Here is a 16,877-nt window from a genome sequence, read left to right as displayed (position 1 = left end):
TTCCGTCGACCCCCCCATGCACCTGCACGACCCCGCCCACGCCTTCGTCCCCTACCCCGACGTGCCCGTGAAGAGCGCCCCGACCGGCCTGCTGGCCGACCTGCACTTTGGCGTGAAGGACCTGTTCGACGTGGCCGGCTATCCGACCGGCGGGGGCAGCCCGATCGTGCTGGCGATGTCGGGCATCAAGACGCAGACGGCACCGACGGTGCAGAAGCTGCTTGACGCCGGCGCCCAGTTCTCGGGCAAGACCGTGACCGACGAGTTCGCCTTTTCCATGAACGGCAACAACGCGCACTTCGGCGCACCACTCAACGGCGCCGCGCCCGATCGCATCACGGGCGGCTCGTCGTCGGGCTCGGCCGCAGCCGTGTCGTGGGGCTTGTGCGACGTTGCGCTGGGCACCGACACCGGTGGCTCGGTGCGCGCGCCGGCCAACCACTGCGGGCTGTACGGCTTGCGGCCGACGCACGGCCGCGTCAGCCTCGAAGGCGCGCTCGACCTGGCGCCCAGCCTGGACACCTGCGGCTGGTTTGCGCGCGACATCGCCACTTTCGCGCGCGTGGCCGACGTGCTGCTCGACGCCGACCCTGCGCCGCTGCCCGACCGGGTGCGGCTGTTGTGGCCCAGCGACCTCTGGGCGATGCTCGACGCGCCGGTGGTCCAGGCCCTCGAGGGCGCCACGCGGCACGTGCAGGCGGTGCTGGGCGATGCAGCGCCAGTGGACACTGTCGCCCTCGAATCCTGGGACGCCATGTACTGGCACTTTCGCTACCTGCAAGGCCGCGAAGCCTGGTTGACCGACGGCCCGGTCATCGAGCGCTACGCGCCGCCGCTCGGGCCGGGCGTGGCCGAGCGCTTCGCGTGGTCGCGCACCGTCACCGACGCCCAGGTGATCGCAGCGCGCGCCTTCCGCCTCGCATTTCGGGCGCAGCTGGCAGCGCTTCTGGGCAGCGATGGCGTGCTGCTGATGCCGAGCATGCCCGACATCGCACCGCTGCGCAGCACGCCCGAAGCCAGCCTGGAGGACTACCGCAACCGCGCCATCCGCATGCTGTGCGTGGCAGGTCTTGCGGGCATGCCACAGCTGTCGATGCCGCTGGCTGCACGCGAAGGGGCACCGCTGGGGCTGTCGCTGCTGGGACCGGCCGGCTCGGACCGGTCATTGATCCGGTGCGCCGAGCGCATCGGCGTGATCGCCCAGGGCTGACGGACGCCGCCGAACTGCTCAACCGCGAGAGCGTTCCTGGGCTGTCTGGAGGCAGTAATCGATGAGCGCGTCGATTTCCGTCGACTTGTCGAACACCGCGTCGGCACCGGCGGCCGCGCAGCGCTTGCGCATCTCGGGCGTCGCGTAGTTGCTCAGCACGATGACTCTCTGCTTGGCGTCGCGCTGACGGCATGCCGTGAGCACGGCAAGTCCATTGCCGGTTTTCAGAAAGAGGTCAACGATCAGGATGGCCCACGCCTGCGGCTGGTGCACCAGCCAGTCGATCGCATCAGCCGCATTGTCCGCATGACCCACGAACTGCATGCCGACGAGTTCACCGAGCGTGTCGATGAGGTTCGCGCGAATGATCTGGTTGTCTTCGACGAGAAAGACAGGAATCGTCATCAAGGGTCCCGGAGCATGTTTGCTTGTCTCTTCGGGAAAGGCAGGTCATCTGCGGACCTGCGCCACCCGCAGCGCTTTCAATTGTTCGTCAGGGTAGTGAAGCTCCAAGACCGCGCCATGTCGGACAACAGGCCAATGCAGCCTGCGAACTGAAACTATTTTCCCGAAAAAAAGCGCCTCTCGGAAGAGGCGCTTTGTGGGTGGCAGGCCGCGTGCGCGGCCCGCTGCAGGAAGGGATGGGTCAGCCGCGGATTTCGAGCGCCCGGTTCACGCGCAAGGCGATCAGGGTGCACAGCGCGCCGGACAGCAAGTACCCACTCACAGCAATCAGCCCGAAGTGCGACGACAGGCCAAGGGCGACCAGCGGAGCGAACGCCGCGCCGATGAGCCAGGCGAGGTCGGACGTCAGGGCAGCGCCGGTGTAGCGGTACCGCGGTGCAAAATTCGAGCTGACCGCGCCGGCGGCCTGGCCATACGACAGACCCAGCAGTGCGAAGCCCACCAGAATGAAGATGTCCTGGCCAACGATCCCGCCGTCGAGCAGCAGCGGCGCACAGATGCTGAAAACAGCAATCGCCACCGCCACGCTCCCCAGGGTGCTGCGGCGGCCAATGCGGTCTGCGATGCGTCCGGAGGCCATCACGCCGAAGATGGCGATGGCGGCACCGATCATCTGCACCACCAGCACGTCATTCACCGGCTGGGTCGAATTCAGGGTGATCCACGAGAGCGGGAAGACGGTCACCACATGGAACAGCGCGTAGCTGGCGAGCGCCGCAAAAGCGCCGATCAACATGTTGCTGCCACTGCGCGAGCGGACCATTTCGCCGACAGGCGCCGGTTCGAGCTCACGCTGCTTGAGCAGGCGTTCGTATTCGTCGGTCACCACCAGGCGCAGGCGCGCGAACAGCGCCACCACATTGATCGCGAAGGCCACGTAGAAGGTGTAGCGCCAGCCCCAGTCGAGGAAGTCCGCCGTCGGCAGGTTGGCATGGAGGTAGAGGAAGAGGCCGCTGGCGATCATGAAGCCGATGGGCGCACCCAGCTGCGGGATCATGGCGTACCAGCCACGGCGCTTGGGCGGGGCGCTCAACGCCAGCAGCGACGGCAGGCCATCCCAGGAACCGCCCAGCGCGATCCCCTGGAAAAAACGGAGCACCGCGAGCAGGACGATGGACGTCTCGCCCAGGCTGGCATAGTTCGGTAAAAATGCCATGCCTGCGGTGGAGATGCCCAGCAGGAACAATGACATGGTCAGCTTGACCCCCCGCCCCCAACGCGTCTGGATGGCCATGAAGCTGATGGTGCCAATCGGTCGGGCGATGAAGGCCAGCGCGAAAATAGCGAAGGAATAGAGCGTGCCTTCCAGCCGTTCCGCGAAGGGGAAGAAGATGGCCGGAAAAACCAGCACCGACGCGATGCCGTAGACGAAGAAGTCGAAATACTCGGAGGCCCGGCCGATGATCACGCCGACGGCGATCTCGCTGGGGGCGATGGTCGCATCATCGGCCGATAGACGGCGCAGATCCTCTTCCATGCGGTCGGACGACGGTTCTGTGTGGGGGTGGGCGAGAGTTGACATAGGGCTTGCTCTTGGATGGATCCGGATCAGGGGTCAAACGTACATCGCAGGGTCACACGAGTGATGAAGCATCAGCATAGGACAAAACGCCCACTCGCCATCAGCGATCTTTCGTCATAGATTCAGTACCTTCCCTAACCCACGCTTCTTTTTCGTCCGGAATGCCAAACCTCAAGAACCTTCGCGGGCTGCTTCTGCTCCCAGCCATCGGGCTGCTGGCGGGCTGCAACGCAGTGCTGGTCAACCCTTCCGGCGACATCGCCACCCAGCAGCGTGACCTGATCTTCATCTCCACGGGCCTGATGCTGCTGATCATCGTGCCGGTGATCGCGCTGACGTTGCTGTTCGCGTGGCGCTATCGGCAGTCCAACGCCGACAACCGCACCGACTACGACCCCGACTGGGACCACTCCACGCAGCTGGAACTCGTGATCTGGGCCGCGCCCCTGCTGATCATCATCGCGCTGGGCGCGTTGACCTGGATCAGCACGCACACGCTCGATCCGTACCGCCCGCTTTCCCGCCTGGACGCCAACCGGCCGATTCCGGCCGAAACCAAGCCGCTGGTGATCGAGGTCGTGGCGCTGGACTGGAAGTGGCTGTTCTTCTACCCGGAACAGGGCATTGCGACGGTCAACGAGATCGCCGCGCCGGTCGATCGCCCGATCCTGTTCAAGATCACCTCTTCCTCGGTGATGAATTCCTTCTTCATCCCCGCGCTGGCCGGACAGATCTACGCCATGCCCGGCATGGAAACCAAGCTGAATGCGGTCATCAACAAGCCCGGTGAGTTCGAAGGCTTCTCGGCCAACTTCAGCGGCGCCGGCTTCTCTGGCATGCGCTTCAAGTTCCATGGCCTGAACAACGGCGACTTCGACAACTGGGTCCAGAAGACCAAGACCGGCGGCGAAACGCTCAGCCGTGACGCCTACCTGAAGCTCGAACAGCCCAGCGAGCGCGACCCGGTTCGCCGCTACGCGAACGTGGCACCCGGCCTGTACGACGCCATCCTCAACCGCTGCGTCGAGAACAACAAGATGTGCATGAAGGACATGATGGCCATCGACGCCACCGGCGGCCTGGGTGTGCCCGGCGCCTACAACGTGACCACGCTGGATGCGGCCACCCGCGCCCGGCTGGACCTGACCGAGCGTGCCGGCCGCAGCTACGTGGGCGCCATGTGCTCCGTGAACGATCCGGTCGACGCGTTCGTGCCACCGGCCGAGCGCCCGATGTAAAGCCACTCCGTATCCCTCACGCTGTTCTTCGAGGCGCCGCAGCACGCGCCACTTCATCTTTCTGCCATCCGGACCCACGATGTTCGAACATCTCGACCTGACGAAGCTCATCTTCGGCCGCCTCACATGGGAGGCGATACCGCTCCATGAACCCATCCTGCTGTTGACCTTTGCAATGGTCGCCATCGGCGGGCTGGCGGTCGTCGGCGCGTTGACCTACTTCAAGCTCTGGGGCTACCTGTGGCGCGAATGGTTCACCAGCATCGATCACAAGAAGATCGGCATCATGTATGTCATCCTGGGCCTGGTCATGCTGCTGCGCGGCTTTGCCGACGCCCTCATGATGCGGGCGCAGCAGGCCATCGCCTTCGGCGACAACGCCGGCTTCCTGCCGCCGCACCACTACGACCAGATCTTCACCGCCCACGGCGTGATCATGATCTTCTTCGTGGCAATGCCGCTGGTCACCGGCCTCATGAACTTCGTGGTGCCGCTGCAAATCGGCGCACGCGACGTGGCCTTCCCGTTCCTGAACAACTTCAGTTTCTGGATGACCGCCAGCGGGGCCGTGCTGGTGATGATGTCGCTGTTCGTGGGCGAGTTCGCACGCACGGGCTGGCTGGCGTACCCGCCGCTGTCGGGCATTCTCTACAGCCCTGACGTGGGGGTCGACTACTACATCTGGTCGCTGCAGATTGCGGGGGTGGGCACACTGCTGTCGGGCGTGAACCTGATCGCGACCATCGTCAAGATGCGCGCACCGGGCATGGGCCTGATGAAGATGCCCATCTTCACCTGGACCGCCCTGTGCACCAACGTGCTGATCGTCGCCGCCTTCCCGGTGCTGACCGCCGTGCTCGCCCTGCTGTCGCTCGACCGCTACGTCGGCACCAACTTCTTCACGAACGACTTCGGCGGCAACGCGATGATGTACGTGAACCTGATCTGGATCTGGGGCCACCCCGAGGTGTACATCCTGGTGCTGCCGGTGTTCGGCGTGTTCTCCGAGATCGTCTCGACCTTCTCGCGCAAGCGCCTGTTCGGCTACGCGTCGATGGTGTACGCCACTGTCGTGATCACCATCCTGTCGTACCTGGTGTGGCTGCACCACTTCTTCACGATGGGTTCCGGGGCGAGCGTGAACTCGTTCTTCGGCATCACGACCATGATCATCTCGATTCCGACCGGCGCGAAGATCTTCAACTGGCTGTTCACGATGTACCGCGGCCGCATCAAGTTCGAAGTGCCCATGCTCTGGACCATCGGCTTCATGGTCACCTTCGTGATCGGTGGCATGACCGGCGTGCTGCTGGCCGTGCCGCCCGCCGACTTCGTGCTGCACAACAGCCTGTTCCTGATCGCCCACTTCCACAACGTGATCATCGGCGGCGTGCTGTTCGGCCTCATGGCCGGCATCACCTACTGGTTCCCGAAGGCCTTCGGCTACAAACTCGACCCGTTCTGGGGCAAGTGCTCGTTCTGGTTCTGGCTGGTGGGCTTCTACCTGGCCTTCATGCCGCTGTACGTGCTGGGCATGATGGGCGTGACCCGCCGCATGAGCCACTTCACCGATCCTTCGCTGCAGATCTGGTTCCAGATCGCCGCCTTCGGTGCCGTGCTGATCGCGCTGGGCATCGGCTCGTTCCTGATCCAGCTGGTGGTGAGCTTCATTCGCCGCGAGTCGCTGCGCGACCACACCGGCGACCCATGGGGTGGCCGCACGCTGGAGTGGTCGACCTCGTCGCCACCACCGGCCTACAACTTCGCCTTCACGCCGCGCGTGCACGACAACGACGCCTGGTCGGACATGAAACGCCGCGGTTACGTGCGTCCGGTGGAAGGTTTCATCGCCATTCACATGCCCAAGAACACCTGGGCCGGCATCGTGCTGGCGGGCCTGAGCACTGCCGTCGGCTTCACGCTGATCTGGCAGATGTGGGTCCTGGCTGCCCTGTCCTTCGTGACGCTGGTGGCCGTGACGATCATCCACACCTTCAACTACAAGCGCGACTACCACATCTCCGCCGACGAGGTCGTCCGTACCGAAGCCGATCGCACCCGCCTCCTGGCGAGCCACGCCTGATAACGCCATGTCCCTCTCTACGCCCCATGTCGCGGTGAACGCGCCCGACAACCTGCGCTTCTACGAAACCACCGAGCACCATCCGGAGAACGGCACGCTGCTGGGCTTCTGGCTCTACCTGATGAGCGACTGCCTCATCTTCGCCTGCCTGTTCGCGGTGTATGCGGTGCTGGGCCGCAGCTATGCGGCCGGCCCTTCGGGTGCCGACCTGTTTGATCTGCCGCTGGTGGCCGTCAACACGTCCATGCTGCTGCTGTCGTCGATCACCTACGGCTTCGCGATCCTCGAAATGCAGAAGAAGCGCGTGCGTCCGGTGCTGATCTGGCTGGGTATCACCGGCCTGTTCGGCCTGGCCTTCATCGGCCTCGAACTCTACGAATTCCACCACCTGATCCACGAGGGCGCCGGCCCGCAGCGCAGCGCGTTCCTGTCGGCGTTCTTTGCGCTGGTCGGCACCCACGGCCTGCACGTGAGCTTCGGCATCATCTGGCTGGTCACGCTGATGGTCCAGGTCTCGCGCGGCGGCCTGATCGCCGCCAACCGCCGGCGCCTGATGTGCCTGTCGATGTTCTGGCACTTTCTGGACGTGGTCTGGATCGGCGTCTTCACTTTCGTCTATCTGATGGGATCGCTGTAAATGAGCGCACTGCACACCCCCTCCTCGAACGATGCGCATGGCGCGCACGGTCATGATGACCACGACGACCATGCCGATGGCGCCAGCCACAGCACTTTCAAGGGTTATGCGATCGGCTTCGTCCTGTCGGTCATCCTCACGGCCATCCCCTTCTGGCTGGTGATGGGCAAGGTCTTCGACAAGCCGGCCATGACCTCGATCGTCGTGCTGGCTTTCGCTGCGGTGCAGATCGTGGTCCACATGATCTATTTCCTGCACATGAACACCAAGTCCGAAGGCGGCTGGAACATGCTGGCGCTGATCTTCACCATCATGTTGGTGGTGATCACGCTGAGTGGCTCGCTGTGGGTGATGTACCACCTCAACCACAACATGATGCCCATGTCCCCGCACGAAATGAAGAACATGCCTTGACCATGGCAGCGGCTTCTTCCAAGGCCACTGGCCCGCGGCCCCGCTCAGCGGGCTCGCGGGCCTTTTTGATGGCGTGTGCCCTGCTGATGTTCACGGGCTTCCTGGCACTGGGCACCTGGCAGGTCGAACGCCGCGCCTGGAAGCTCGACCTGATCGCACGCGTCGACGCGCGGGTGCATGCGGCGCCAGTGCCCGCGCCTGCAGCGGCCCAGTGGTCACAACTCAACAGGGCCGACGACGAGTACCGCCGCGTGCAGGTCACAGGAACGCTCCTCAACGACAAGGAGACGCTGGTTCAGGCGGTGACCGAACTCGGCGCCGGCTTCTGGGTGCTGACGCCGCTGCGGCAGGCTGACGGCACCACGGTCATGATCAACCGCGGCTTCGTCGCACCGGAAGTGCGTGCACCTGGCGCGCGCGGCGAGGCCGCACCGGCCGGTCCCGTCACCGTCACAGGCCTGCTGCGCCTGAGCGAGCCAGGCGGCGGCTTCCTGCGCAAGAACGCGCCGGCCGAAGAGCGCTGGTATTCGCGCGACGTGCAGGCCATGGCCACGGTGCGCGGTGTCGGTCCGGTGGCGCCCTTCTTCATCGACGCACAGTCCGACCCCGGCCGGGCGGCACCCGCTGGCACGCAAACGTGGCCGGCACCCGGGCTCACCGTCATCACCTTCGCCAACAGCCACCTGGTCTATGCGATCACCTGGTATGCGCTGGCGCTGATGGTCGCGGGTGCGGCCTGGTACGCCTGGCGCGAAGGTCGCCACACCCGGACTTCGCGCATTGGAGACAATGGGGTCTGATGACCCCCGACCTCCAGCCTTCCCGAACACCCGACTCCGCCGCCGCCATGCAGCAGCGGCCGCCGGCCCCGCGCGCCATCGCGCGGCTCGACGATGCCACCGGGCGCAAGAACATGCAGCAGCTGATCCAGCTGCGCTGGCTCGCCGTGGTCGGTCAGATCGTGACCATCGAGGTGGTGCACTACGGATTCGGCATCCGTTTGCCGCTGGAACACATGCTGGGCGTGCTCGCATGCCTGGTGGTGTTCAACATCGCCAGCCTGCTGCGCTGGCGCAAGCGCCGGGAGATCACCAATGGCGAGCTGTTCCTCGCGCTGCTGGTCGACGTCGGCATGCTCACCGCGCAGCTGTATCTGAGTGGCGGCGCCACCAATCCCTTCGTCTTTCTCTATCTGCTGCAGGTCATCCTGGGTGCGATCCTGCTGCAGCCCGCCTCGACCCGCATCATGGTGGGCGTCACCACGCTGTGCTTTGCCGGCCTGGCGCTGGTCGGCCAGCCGCTGGCGCTGCCGCCGGACCACAACCGCGGCCTGTCGAGTCCCTACATCCAGGGCATGCTGATCTGCTTTGCGCTCAACGCGGCGCTGCTGGTGACCTTCATCAGCCGCATCAACCACAACCTGCGCGTGCGCGATGCACGCCTGGCCGATCTGCGCCAGCGCGCGGCCGAAGAGGAGCACATCGTGCGCATGGGTCTGCTGGCGTCGGGCGCTGCGCACGAGCTGGGCACGCCGCTGGCCACGCTGGCGGTGATCCTGGGCGACTGGCGGCACCTGCCTCACTTCAGCTCCGACCCGGAACTGCTGGAAGAAGTCGCAGAGATGCAAACGCAAGTGCAGCGTTGCAAGACCATCCTGAGCGGCATCCTGCTGTCGGCGGGCGAGGCGCGCGGCGAGTCATCGGAAAAGACCACGATCTGCACCTTCCTTGACGACCTGGTGGAAGAGTGGCGCCGCACACGGCCAGTGCGCACCTTCATCTACGAAAACCGCATCGTTGATGACCTGCCGATGGTGTCGGACTCCGCCCTCAAGCAGATGATCGGCAACGTGCTGGACAACGCGCTGGAGGCGTCGCCGCAATCGAGCCGCCTGGACGTGCACTGCAACGCCGACCATCTCGTGCTGCGCGTGAGCGACAACGGCCCGGGCTTCGCGCCTGCCATGCTCCAGGAGTTCGGTAAACCCTACCAGTCGAGCAAGGGACGCACCGGCGGCGGGCTGGGCCTGTTCCTGGTGGTCAACGTGGCGCGCACCGTCGGCGGCACGGTGAACGCCCACAACAACGCCGAGGGCGGCGCCACGGTCACCATCACGCTGCCGCTGGCGGCCATCACGCTCGAGGAAGAAGAGGAAGACGACGACGACGCGGCCGAGGAGGTCAACGAGATGAACGATGTGGACAACACCCTCCGAGCGCATGCAAAGGCAGTCCATGGAAGCTGAGCGCCTTCTGCTCATCGTCGAGGACGACGCCGCCTTCGCGCGCACGCTCGGCCGTTCCTTCGAGCGCCGCGACTACGAGGTGCTGCTGGCCGCGAGCCTGGAGGAGGTGCAGGCGCTGCTGCATTCGCAGTCGCCAGGCTACGCGGTGGTGGACCTCAAGCTCAACGGCGACGCCTCGGGCCTGGCCTGCGTCCAGGCGCTGCACGCGCATGATCCGGACATGCTGATCGTGGTGCTGACCGGCTTTGCGAGCATCGCCACCGCGGTCGAGGCCATCAAGCTGGGCGCCTGCCACTACCTGGCCAAGCCATCGAACACCGACGACATCGAGGCTGCCTTCGCGCGTGTCGAAGGCAGCACCGACGTCGCGCTGACCAACCGCTCAACCTCGATCAAGACGCTCGAGTGGGAGCGCATCCACGAGATCCTCGCGGAGACCGGCTTCAACATCTCGGAGACCGCCCGGCGCCTGGGCATGCACCGTCGCACGCTGGCACGCAAGCTCGAAAAGCAGCGCGTGAAGTAACCACGCGATCACCAGGCTCAGCCGGCGATGCCCGCCCGGTCGAGCATGGCGTGCAAGAGCACGTTCGCGCCGGCGGCCAGATGCTCGGGCTTGGCGTCCTCGATCTCGTTGTGCGAAATGCCGTCCTTGCAGGGGACGAAGATCATGGCCGCAGGCGCCACGCGCGCCACGTACACGGCGTCGTGCCCGGCGCCGCTCACGATGTCCTGGTGCGAGAGTCCGGCGCGCTGCGCACCCAGGCGCACCGCGTTGACCAGCGGCGCGGCAAAGCGCACCGGCGGAAAGTAGACCGTCTGCTCGATCGACACCGTCACGCCGCCTTTGGCCTGCAGCGAGGCGCAGGCGCCGCGGATGCGCGCATCCATGCGGCTCAGGCCATCGTCGTCGCCATGGCGCAGGTCGACCGTGAAGGTCACGCGGCCGGGGATCACGTTGCGCGAATTGGGATGCACCTGCACATAGCCGACGGTGCCGCGGCCGTTGGGCTGCTCGTCCATGGCGATCTTGCGCACCTCCTGCATCAGGCCGGTGGCGGCCTGCAGTGCGTCGCGGCGCAGCTTCATCGGCGTCGGGCCGGCATGCGCCTCCTGGCCAGTCACCACCACGTCGTACCAGCGCTGGCCCAGCGCACCGGTCACCACGCCCAGCGGCACATCGGCGTCCTCCAGCACCGGCCCCTGTTCGATGTGGGCCTCGAAGTAGGCGCCAAAGCGCGGCGCGCCGTCGTCGACGAAAGCCGGTGCCTTGCCGGCAAAACCGATGGCCTGCAGTGCGTCCTGCACGCTGACGCCTTCGCGATCGGTGGCTTGCAGCGCATGGTCGAGCGTGAAGGCACCCGCGTAGACGCCCGACCCCATCATCACCGGAACGAAGCGCGAGCCTTCCTCGTTGGTCCACACGCACACCTCCAGCGGCGCGCGGGTGCGCACGCCCGCATCGTTGAGTGTGCGCAACACCTCCAGGCCGGCGAGCACGCCGTAGTTGCCGTCGAACTTGCCGCCGGTGGGTTGCGTGTCGATGTGGCTGCCGGTGGCCACGGCCGGGAGGTCATCGTCCTGCCCGGGCCGGCGTGCGAACAGGTTGCCGATGGCGTCGACGCGCACCGTGCAGCCGGCCGCCTCGGCCCACCGGACGAAGAGTTCGCGGCCCTGCCGGTCCAGGTCGGTCAGCGCGAGCCGGCAGACACCACCCTTGTCGGTGGCACCGATCTCGGCGAGCGTCATGAGCGAATCCCACAGACGTTGCGGATCGATCGCAAGATCAGCGGCGGAAGCAGGAGCGTGAGGAGCGTGATCGTTCATGGAAAGAGGCCAGCAGAAACTGTGCCTGACCCCGATGATGCGCCCGGCCTAAGGTAAGCCCCGATGGAGGGATCGCTGCGGATGGCTACGATCGCCCGAGCTTTGCTCATCCGCGCTCCCGCTCCTGCCGCTTTCGCACCCCTCCCGATGTCCTCTCCCCTCGAATCCGGCCCTCTGCTGGACGCCACCAGCCCCCTTCCACCCGACCTCCCCGCCGCCGACGAACCCGTTCGGGTCCCGCTCGCCATCGAGGACTGGGCCACCGTCATCATCATGGGCCTGCTGGCCTGCATCACCTTCGCCAACGTGCTGGTGCGCTACTTCACCAGCAGTTCCTTCGCCTGGACCGAGGAGTTCTCGGTGGTGCTGATGATCCTGCTGGCGATGGTGGCGGGTTCGGCCGCCGTGGCGCGCGACCGGCACATCCGCATCGAGTACTTCTCCGAGAGCGGTTCGATGGCACGGCGCAGGCGGCTGTCACAGTTCGGCGCAGTGCTGGTGGCGGCGCTCTTCCTGCTGATCGCCGCGCTCAGCGTGCGCATGGTGTGGGACGACTACCGCTTCGAGGAAACCTCGCCGGGCATCGGCGTGCCAGCCTGGTGGTATTCGATCTGGCTGCCGATCGTGTCGACCGCGATTGCGCTGCGGGCCGTCGGCCTCTTCATCCGGCGCGGCCGCCGCGACGACCGGGGCGCCGAATGATCGCCACGCTGCTCTTCGTCGCCTTCGTGGTGCTGATGCTGGTCGGCGTGCCGATCGGCGCGGCGCTGGGCCTGGCCGGTGCGGCCTGCATCGCGCTCGCCAATGCGGATGCGCAATGGTTCGGCCTGCTGGCCGTGCCGCAGAACTTCTACGCCGGCCTGGGCAAGTACCCGCTGCTGGCAATCCCGATGTTCGTGCTGGTCGGCTCCATCTTCGACCGCTCGGGCGTCGCGCTGCGGCTGGTGAATTTCGCGGTGGCCATCGTCGGCCGCGGCCCGGGCATGCTGCCGATGGTCGCGATCCTGGTGGCGATGTTCCTCGGCGGCATCTCGGGTTCGGGCCCGGCGAATGCGGCCGCGGTGGGGGCCGTGATGATCGCGGCGATGTCGCGTGCCGGCTACCCGCCCGCCTTCTCGGCCAGCGTGGTCGGCGCGGCGGCGGCGACGGACATCCTGATTCCGCCCTCGGTGGCCTTCATCGTCTACTCGGTGCTGGTGCCCGGTGCGTCGGTGCCGGCACTGTTCGCCGCCGGCATGATCCCGGGCATCCTGGCCGGGTTGGCGCTGATCGTTCCTGCCGTGTGGATGGCGCGCAAGCACAAGATGGGCGCGCTCGAGGCCAGCATGCCGCGGCCCGAGTTCTGGAAGAGCTTCCGTGAAGCAACCTGGGGCCTGGCCGCGCCGGTGCTGATCCTCGGCGGCATGCGCGCGGGCTGGTTCACGCCGACCGAGGCGGCGGTGGTCGCGGTGTTCTACGGGCTGTTCGTCGGCATGGTGATCTACCGGACGATCCAGGTGCGCGACCTGTTCGTCATCCTGCGCGAGGCGGGCGAGTTGTCGGCGGTGATCCTGCTGGTGGTGTCGCTGGCCGGCATCTTCGCGTACTCGCTCTCGACGCTCGGCGTGATCGACCCAGTGGCCAAGGCCATCACCAACTCGGGCCTGGGCGAATACGGCGTGCTGGCGCTGCTGATCGTCATGCTCATCACGGTGGGCATGTTCCTCGACGGCGTGTCGATCTTCCTGATCTTCGTACCGCTGCTCTGGCCCATCGTGCAGTTCTACAAATGGGACCCGGTCTGGTTCGGCGTGATCCTCACGCTGAAGGTGGCGCTGGGCCAGTTCACGCCGCCGCTCGCGGTCAACCTGATGGTGTCGTGCCGCATCGCCAACGTGCGGATGGAAGAGACCGTGCGCTGGGTCGGGTGGATGCTGTTCGCGATGTTCCTGGTGATGGTGGCCGTGATCGCGTGGCCGCAGTTGGCGCTGTGGCTGCCGGCCAAGCTGGGGTATTGAGATGCGGCCAAGAAGACAGCGGCTGGGGCGGGCTCACGCCGACGACATTCAATCCGTAGTTCGTGTTCGAAAACAAATAGGAGACCTCCAATGAAATTCCGCCGCACCCTGCTCGGCCTCGCGCTCGTCGCCACGGCCATGGGCTTCGCCACCGGCGCGATGGCGCAGGCCGCCTACAAGCCCGAATACAAGATGTCCCTCGTGCTCGGCCCGCCGACACCGTGGGGCCAGGCCGGGAAGATATGGGCCGACCTGGTGAAGGAACGCACCCAGGGCCGCATCAACATCAAGCTCTACCCCGGCGTGTCGCTCATCCAGGGCGACCAGACCCGCGAGTTCAGCGCGCTGCGCCAGGGCGTGATCGACATGGCCGTGGGCTCGACCATCAACTGGTCGCCGCAGGTCAAGCAGCTCAACCTGTTCTCGATGCCCTTCCTGATGCCCGACTACGCGGCCATCGACGCGCTCACGCAAGGCGAAGTCGGCAAGGAACTGTTCAGCGTGATCGACAAGGCGGGCGTCCTGCCACTGGCCTGGGGCGAAAACGGCTACCGCGAAATCACCAATTCGAAGCGCCCCATCAAGTCGCCCGAAGACCTCAAGGGCATGAAGATCCGCGTGGTCGGCTCGCCGCTGTTCGCCGACCTCTTCACCGCCCTCGGCGCCAACCCGACGCAGATGAGTTGGGCCGACGCGCAGCCCGCCCTGGCCAGCGGGGCGGTCGACGGCCAGGAGAACCCGCTGTTCCTCTTCACCGTGCTGAAGATGCAGAACGTCGGCCAGAAGTTCGTGACCACCTGGGGCTACGTCGCCGACCCGCTGATCTTCGTGGTCAACAAGGAGATCTGGGCCTCGTGGACGCCCGCCGACCAGGCCATCGTGAAACAGGCCGCCATCGATGCGGGCAAGCAGGAGATCGCCATCGCGCGCAAGGGGCTGGTCGAGGCCGACAAGCCGGTGCTCAAGGACATTGCCGGCATGGGCGTGACCGTGACGCAGCTGTCGCCGGCCGAGCGCGAGGCCTTCGTCAAGGCGACCCGCTCGGTCTACGCCAAGTGGAAGCCGACGATCGGCAACGCGCTGGTGGAGAAGGCCGAGAAGGCGATCGCGGAGCGCAAGTAGCCCCTGCCGCCCGAAGGCGCATCGAGAAATCGATCTATAGCAGATGCTCGCCGCTGGCTTCCGGCTGGTAGGCGATGGCCGCGACCTGCAATTGCCCACCCGAGCCGTCGGGCGCCACCCAGTTCGCCATGTCGCCCACCCGCAGCCCGAGCAGCGCGGTGCCGACCGGCGACAGGACGGAGATGCAGCCGGTGGACGGGTCGGCGTCCAGGGGATAGCTCAGCGTCAGCGTGCGCCGCTCGCGGTCGCCCGTGGGCGCGACGACCTGCACCCGCGAGCGCATCGTGACGACGTCACCTGCGATCTCGCTGGGCGCGACGAGTTCGGCGTTGTCGAGCACGCTCTGGATGGCGCTGGCCGGCAGGCCATCGGCGTACTTGGTGAGCCGGGCGTGGTCGAGTTCGGTGAGGGTGCGTGTGGTGAGCACCGCGGTGGAATCTAGGGTCATGAGGAACGCTCCTGGAAAAGACGAACGCCGGGACAGCGGGTGCCCGGTGATCCAGTGGCGCGATGAAAAAGGGGGAAAGGGATCGCCGGGCTCAGAAGCGTGCAGCAGCACGTCGGCCCGGCATGCGGCGAAGCTCCGCGCGCTGGCGCACCGCAGACCGGCTTGCGAGAAGCCGCTCCGCGAGAACGCAGGCGAGGGAGGACGCGAAGGAGCGCATGGCGCCATCGTAGGCCTGTCTGGCGCGCGTGGCACGCATACACCTGCGGACCATGCGGGTTCGCGCTGCTGCGCTGTGGCTGCCTTCAGCGCGCCGCGGCGCGTACGGCGGCGCCGAGGCCCTCGATGAGCACGCCGTCGTAACGCAGCGCCTCGGCCATGCCGGCAAAGCCAGTGCCGGCGAGGATGCAGGTCGGTGCGCCGCGCCGCTGCAGGCCGTCGAGCACGACCTGCAGCAATCGCAGCGCGCGCTGCGGGTCGCGCGACATCGCCAGGCCGGTGCTGTCGAGCACGGTGATGCCGTCGAGCAGCGCCTCGGCGCTTTCGAGGCGCACGGTTTCGCGCAGCATGGCGTCCCAGGCGGCGCCGGCCGTGACGAGGTGGTAGGGCCGCCCCAGCGCGACGGCCTCTCGCAATGCGGACTCGGCCATGCCGATGATCGGCACGGCACCGACTTCGCGCAGCGCGGCCAGGCCAGGATCGCCGAAGCAGGCCAGGAGCACCGCATCGGCCCAGTCGTCCTGCGCACGCAGCGTTTGCAGCGCGGCCCATGCCCCGGTCACGAAGCTCGCGCGCGAGGCTATCACCTCGCAACCCGAGGCCGCAGTGACCCCGCGCACCGCCCAGTGCGCGGGCGCAAGCCGCCGCACCTCGGCCACCGCCTTGTCGGTCATCGCGACCGTCGTGTTGGGGTTGAGGACGAGCAGTTTCATGCCGTCTCGGCGTTGCTGTTCTGCGCGGCGGCCCAGGCGCGCGCGATCTCGGCCTCGGCATCGGGGACCGTGGCGCTGCCCACGCGCGGCCGCAGTCGGGTTTCGATGAGCGACAGGTGCACGTGCATGGCCCTGACCGCGCGCGCCGCGTCGCCTTGCTGCAGTGCCATGAGGATCTCGTCGTGCTCCTCGCAGGCGCACTCCGACGAGGCAGCGGGCTCGAAGAAAGCGACCAGCATCGAGGTGCGGCTGACCAGCTCCTGCAGCTCGCGCATCACGAAGGCGCTGTCGGTGAAGCCGGCCAGCAGCATGTGGAATTCGCCGGAGAGCCGGATCGACTGCGCCCGGTCGCCCGCATGCAGCGCCGCATGCTCGCGTTCGGCATGCGCGCGCAGGGCCGCGATCTGGTCGACGCCGATGCGCCCCGCCAGCCAGCCGACGATGCCGCCTTCGACGATGCGGCGTGCGTCGTAGATCTCGCGCGCCTGCGCGAGCGTCGGGTTGGAGACGAAGCAGCCGCGGTTCGGCACGACATCGAGCAGCCGCTCGTGGCCGAGCCGGTGCAGCACCTTGCGCACGCGCTCGCGCGTGACGCCGAACACGGCCGCCAATCGCGTCTCCACCAGCTGGGTGCCGGGCGCCAGTCGCCCGGCGAGCAGGGCCTGCGACAGCACGCGATGAATGGACTCTTCCTGCAGGATCATCCGCGCAATATAGTGCACCGCCAGGGCCGTCGCCGG

Annotated in this window: 17 protein-coding genes; 11 read left to right on the top strand and 6 right to left on the bottom strand. The window is 66.6% G+C overall.

Features of this window, described 5'->3' with window-relative positions; translation table 11 throughout:
- Positions 1-16: 16 nt before the first annotated feature.
- Positions 17-1,210: an amidase gene (locus J2W36_RS19405; RefSeq protein WP_307691406.1), complete on the top strand. Its 1,194-nt coding sequence runs from the start codon at positions 17-19 to the stop codon at positions 1,208-1,210.
- 18 nt (positions 1,211-1,228) lie between these two features.
- Here the strand turns inward: J2W36_RS19405 and J2W36_RS19400 are convergent, their stop codons facing one another.
- Complete coding sequence (locus J2W36_RS19400; RefSeq protein WP_307691405.1) at positions 1,229-1,615, bottom strand: response regulator; 387 nt, start codon at positions 1,613-1,615, stop codon at positions 1,229-1,231.
- A 241-nt stretch (positions 1,616-1,856) separates the two neighbouring features.
- Positions 1,857-3,152, bottom strand: coding sequence for an MFS transporter (locus tag J2W36_RS19395; RefSeq protein ID WP_307691500.1), 1,296 nt, complete (start codon positions 3,150-3,152; stop codon positions 1,857-1,859).
- A gap of 206 nt (positions 3,153-3,358) precedes the next feature.
- Between J2W36_RS19395 and cyoA the strand changes: the two genes are divergently transcribed.
- The 7 genes from cyoA (at position 3,359) to J2W36_RS19360 (ending at position 10,340) form a co-directional block, all read left to right on the top strand.
- Positions 3,359-4,435 (top strand): ubiquinol oxidase subunit II, encoded by a 1,077-nt coding sequence (gene cyoA / locus J2W36_RS19390; protein WP_307691404.1) that lies wholly within the window; start codon positions 3,359-3,361, stop codon positions 4,433-4,435.
- 79 nt (positions 4,436-4,514) lie between these two features.
- Positions 4,515-6,518 carry a cytochrome o ubiquinol oxidase subunit I gene (gene cyoB, locus J2W36_RS19385; RefSeq protein ID WP_307691403.1) on the top strand — a complete coding sequence of 668 codons (2,004 nt, stop codon included), beginning with the start codon at positions 4,515-4,517 and terminating at the stop codon, positions 6,516-6,518.
- 7 nt (positions 6,519-6,525) lie between these two features.
- Positions 6,526-7,155 carry a cytochrome o ubiquinol oxidase subunit III gene (gene cyoC, locus J2W36_RS19380; RefSeq protein WP_307691402.1) on the top strand — a complete coding sequence of 210 codons (630 nt, stop codon included), beginning with the start codon at positions 6,526-6,528 and terminating at the stop codon, positions 7,153-7,155.
- Entirely contained in the window at positions 7,156-7,569 is a 414-nt protein-coding gene (cyoD, locus tag J2W36_RS19375; protein WP_307691401.1) for a cytochrome o ubiquinol oxidase subunit IV, read from the top strand.
- A 2-nt stretch (positions 7,570-7,571) separates the two neighbouring features.
- Positions 7,572-8,369, top strand: coding sequence for an SURF1 family protein (locus tag J2W36_RS19370; protein WP_442478270.1), 798 nt, complete (start codon positions 7,572-7,574; stop codon positions 8,367-8,369).
- 47 nt (positions 8,370-8,416) lie between these two features.
- A complete protein-coding gene (locus tag J2W36_RS19365) occupies positions 8,417-9,814 on the top strand; it encodes an ATP-binding protein (protein ID WP_307691499.1) in 1,398 nt (465 codons plus the stop codon).
- On the top strand, positions 9,804-10,340 hold the full coding sequence (locus tag J2W36_RS19360) for a response regulator transcription factor (protein WP_307691399.1): 537 nt from the start codon (positions 9,804-9,806) through the stop codon (positions 10,338-10,340). The genes J2W36_RS19365 and J2W36_RS19360 overlap by 11 nt, the downstream gene beginning before the upstream one ends.
- 17 nt (positions 10,341-10,357) lie before the next feature.
- Here J2W36_RS19360 and J2W36_RS19355 read toward each other — a convergent pair whose 3' ends face one another.
- Positions 10,358-11,641 (bottom strand): Zn-dependent hydrolase, encoded by a 1,284-nt coding sequence (locus tag J2W36_RS19355; RefSeq protein ID WP_307691398.1) that lies wholly within the window; start codon positions 11,639-11,641, stop codon positions 10,358-10,360.
- 147 nt (positions 11,642-11,788) lie between these two features.
- On the opposite strand from J2W36_RS19355, the gene J2W36_RS19350 reads away from it, so the two are divergent.
- From J2W36_RS19350 to J2W36_RS19340, 3 genes are all read left to right on the top strand, one after another.
- On the top strand, positions 11,789-12,343 hold the full coding sequence (locus J2W36_RS19350) for a TRAP transporter small permease (protein WP_307691397.1): 555 nt from the start codon (positions 11,789-11,791) through the stop codon (positions 12,341-12,343).
- Positions 12,340-13,638, top strand: a complete 1,299-nt coding sequence (locus tag J2W36_RS19345; RefSeq protein WP_307691396.1) for a TRAP transporter large permease — start codon at positions 12,340-12,342, stop codon at positions 13,636-13,638. Before J2W36_RS19350 ends, J2W36_RS19345 begins: the two co-directional genes overlap by 4 nt.
- Before the next feature lie 90 nt (positions 13,639-13,728).
- Positions 13,729-14,760 (top strand): DctP family TRAP transporter solute-binding subunit, encoded by a 1,032-nt coding sequence (locus J2W36_RS19340; RefSeq protein ID WP_307691395.1) that lies wholly within the window; start codon positions 13,729-13,731, stop codon positions 14,758-14,760.
- A gap of 34 nt (positions 14,761-14,794) precedes the next feature.
- On the opposite strand, the gene J2W36_RS19335 is transcribed toward J2W36_RS19340, so the two are convergent.
- The 3 genes from J2W36_RS19335 to J2W36_RS19325 form a co-directional block, all read right to left on the bottom strand.
- Entirely contained in the window at positions 14,795-15,208 is a 414-nt protein-coding gene (locus J2W36_RS19335) for a GreA/GreB family elongation factor (RefSeq protein WP_307691394.1), read from the bottom strand.
- Between the two features lie 302 nt (positions 15,209-15,510).
- The gene (locus J2W36_RS19330) at positions 15,511-16,137 is read right to left on the bottom strand and encodes an aspartate/glutamate racemase family protein (protein WP_307691393.1); all 627 of its coding nucleotides are present in this window, start codon (positions 16,135-16,137) and stop codon (positions 15,511-15,513) included.
- The gene (locus J2W36_RS19325) at positions 16,134-16,859 is read right to left on the bottom strand and encodes a GntR family transcriptional regulator (protein WP_307691392.1); all 726 of its coding nucleotides are present in this window, start codon (positions 16,857-16,859) and stop codon (positions 16,134-16,136) included. The genes J2W36_RS19330 and J2W36_RS19325 overlap by 4 nt, the downstream gene beginning before the upstream one ends.
- Positions 16,860-16,877: the final 18 nt, after the last annotated feature.

The organism is Variovorax ginsengisoli, from assembly GCF_030811835.1.
Lineage (GTDB): Bacteria > Pseudomonadota > Gammaproteobacteria > Burkholderiales > Burkholderiaceae_C > Variovorax > Variovorax ginsengisoli_C.
This window is presented reverse-complemented; position numbering and strand designations above follow the sequence as displayed.

Excerpts from the sequence above, each read along its gene's own strand:
- J2W36_RS19405 (WP_307691406.1), top strand. The coding sequence starts at position 17 with ATGCACCTGCACGACCCCGCCCACGCCTTCGTCCCCTACCCCGACGTG.
- J2W36_RS19400 (WP_307691405.1), bottom strand. The coding sequence starts at position 1,615 with ATGACGATTCCTGTCTTTCTCGTCGAAGACAACCAGATCATTCGCGCG.
- J2W36_RS19395 (WP_307691500.1), bottom strand. The coding sequence starts at position 3,152 with ATGGAAGAGGATCTGCGCCGTCTATCGGCCGATGATGCGACCATCGCC.
- cyoA (WP_307691404.1), top strand. The coding sequence starts at position 3,359 with ATGCCAAACCTCAAGAACCTTCGCGGGCTGCTTCTGCTCCCAGCCATC.
- cyoB (WP_307691403.1), top strand. The coding sequence starts at position 4,515 with ATGTTCGAACATCTCGACCTGACGAAGCTCATCTTCGGCCGCCTCACA.
- cyoC (WP_307691402.1), top strand. The coding sequence starts at position 6,526 with ATGTCCCTCTCTACGCCCCATGTCGCGGTGAACGCGCCCGACAACCTG.
- cyoD (WP_307691401.1), top strand. The coding sequence starts at position 7,156 with ATGAGCGCACTGCACACCCCCTCCTCGAACGATGCGCATGGCGCGCAC.
- J2W36_RS19370 (WP_442478270.1), top strand. The coding sequence starts at position 7,572 with ATGGCAGCGGCTTCTTCCAAGGCCACTGGCCCGCGGCCCCGCTCAGCG.
- J2W36_RS19365 (WP_307691499.1), top strand. The coding sequence starts at position 8,417 with ATGCAGCAGCGGCCGCCGGCCCCGCGCGCCATCGCGCGGCTCGACGAT.
- J2W36_RS19360 (WP_307691399.1), top strand. The coding sequence starts at position 9,804 with ATGGAAGCTGAGCGCCTTCTGCTCATCGTCGAGGACGACGCCGCCTTC.
- J2W36_RS19355 (WP_307691398.1), bottom strand. The coding sequence starts at position 11,641 with ATGAACGATCACGCTCCTCACGCTCCTGCTTCCGCCGCTGATCTTGCG.
- J2W36_RS19350 (WP_307691397.1), top strand. The coding sequence starts at position 11,789 with ATGTCCTCTCCCCTCGAATCCGGCCCTCTGCTGGACGCCACCAGCCCC.
- J2W36_RS19345 (WP_307691396.1), top strand. The coding sequence starts at position 12,340 with ATGATCGCCACGCTGCTCTTCGTCGCCTTCGTGGTGCTGATGCTGGTC.
- J2W36_RS19340 (WP_307691395.1), top strand. The coding sequence starts at position 13,729 with ATGAAATTCCGCCGCACCCTGCTCGGCCTCGCGCTCGTCGCCACGGCC.
- J2W36_RS19335 (WP_307691394.1), bottom strand. The coding sequence starts at position 15,208 with ATGACCCTAGATTCCACCGCGGTGCTCACCACACGCACCCTCACCGAA.
- J2W36_RS19330 (WP_307691393.1), bottom strand. The coding sequence starts at position 16,137 with ATGAAACTGCTCGTCCTCAACCCCAACACGACGGTCGCGATGACCGAC.